General features: G+C 49.9%; 3 protein-coding genes. 1 reads left to right on the forward strand and 2 read right to left on the reverse strand.

Features of this window, described 5'->3' with window-relative positions; genetic code table 11:
* On the reverse strand, positions 1–566 hold a 566-nt coding region (locus tag HW443_RS11370), incomplete at its 3' end, for a hypothetical protein (RefSeq protein WP_176238242.1).
* A gap of 93 nt (positions 567–659) precedes the next feature.
* Positions 660–848 (reverse strand): hypothetical protein, encoded by a 189-nt coding sequence (locus HW443_RS11375; protein ID WP_176235690.1) that lies wholly within the window; start codon positions 846–848, stop codon positions 660–662.
* A gap of 186 nt (positions 849–1,034) precedes the next feature.
* On the opposite strand from HW443_RS11375, the gene HW443_RS11380 reads away from it, so the two are divergent.
* Positions 1,035–1,268, forward strand: a 234-nt coding sequence (locus HW443_RS11380) for a hypothetical protein (protein ID WP_176238243.1), incomplete at its 3' end; no start/stop codon positions are given.

A 1,268-nucleotide genomic window follows, 5' to 3' on the forward strand; every position in this document is an offset into this window, starting at 1 on the left:
CTGATCTCCTGGTATTCAGCATTTTTATTGGCCAGCTTTTCGGTGTACTCTCTAATCAGATTCCGGTAATGCTGGTATCCCGTCTCCTTGAGTCCCTCCTTGTATTCGGCCAGAGTTTCCTCAAAGGAACGAATCCACTCCTCAGTTTCTTCGAGATCCTGCTGTTTGTCCAGATAGGCTTGATATAGACGAAGAGTGGACATCTGGCTATCCACGGCTTCCAGGAGTTGCTGATGAACCATAGCCAGAGATTTGGGAGGATTAGCCTGAGGGGTCTTTTCTTTCACGCTGTGCGCATCCTGGAGGATTTCTTCCAGCCGCTCCTGGGCCTCCTTGACCGAGATTTTTTGTCCGGCATAATCTTTCTCCACCATGTCCAGCTCCTCTTCCACTTCCATGCTCTCTACAATAGGCGATTTTGCCTCACGAGCATATTCGGCTCGAGGCTTCTGCCAGAGGAGATACCAGGCGGCAATGCCCACCAATAACAGTAGAAGGGCTATAGAGATGGCCCAGGACCACCAACTACTTTTTCGCTTTCTTCGTTCTCGTATCTCTCCTCCCATACTCAGAGGATTATACCATTTGAGGGAAGATAGATTTAACCCTGTTGCTCCTGATAACTGAGCTCTATCTCCCCCATTAAGGGGTTCGCTTCCTCATCTTCGAGGCGACTGTCCCCTAATCACCAGACACCACTTTGAATCACAACTCGAGTGGTGATACGTCCATTGACAGCACTCTTGTGCCGCCTGCCGCAACTGATCAAGAATTCCTACCGATGTGGGGACAGTTACCTCCCTTGAGAATAACCCAATTTTCATGCGACGTGGTGCGCCGCGGTGCATGGGCGATTCCTTCAGGATACCGTAACATTGCAGTCACAAGAGGGGTGATGGAAAAAGAGGGACTCCCGTAGCAACACCTTCCCCTGGGTACGTGTTTTTGGTAATATAATACTTAGAAAATAGGTTCCTGATTTTCATCGTCCATGGGTGATGCTTGCATCATGGGAAATTAGTCCGGAGGGAAAGGTGAAAGATATGTCTACCAAGAGGGTTGAACAAAAGAGAAGTGCTGCTTTCTCTATAGCCTTTTTGATTGTTGTTCTGGTCCTGGTGGTTCTTCTTCTAACTGGGTGCGCGGGTGAAAAGGGCACCGTCGCTGGACCTGGGCGGGAAGGAGAGACCCCCGAGGCTGCCGGGCCCGAAGTTACCATCACTCTGTACTTTTCCAGGTGGACTGAAACTGAAGCCTATCTGGTGGCA

Source organism: Candidatus Hakubella thermalkaliphila, from assembly GCF_013281975.1.
GTDB lineage: Bacteria > Actinomycetota > Humimicrobiia > Hakubellales > Hakubellaceae > Hakubella > Hakubella thermalkaliphila.

Bases quoted from the DNA above. Each gene is read 5' to 3' on its own strand.
- HW443_RS11375 (WP_176235690.1), bottom strand. From the start codon at position 848: ATGCACCGCGGCGCACCACGTCGCATGAAAATTGGGTTATTCTCAAGG.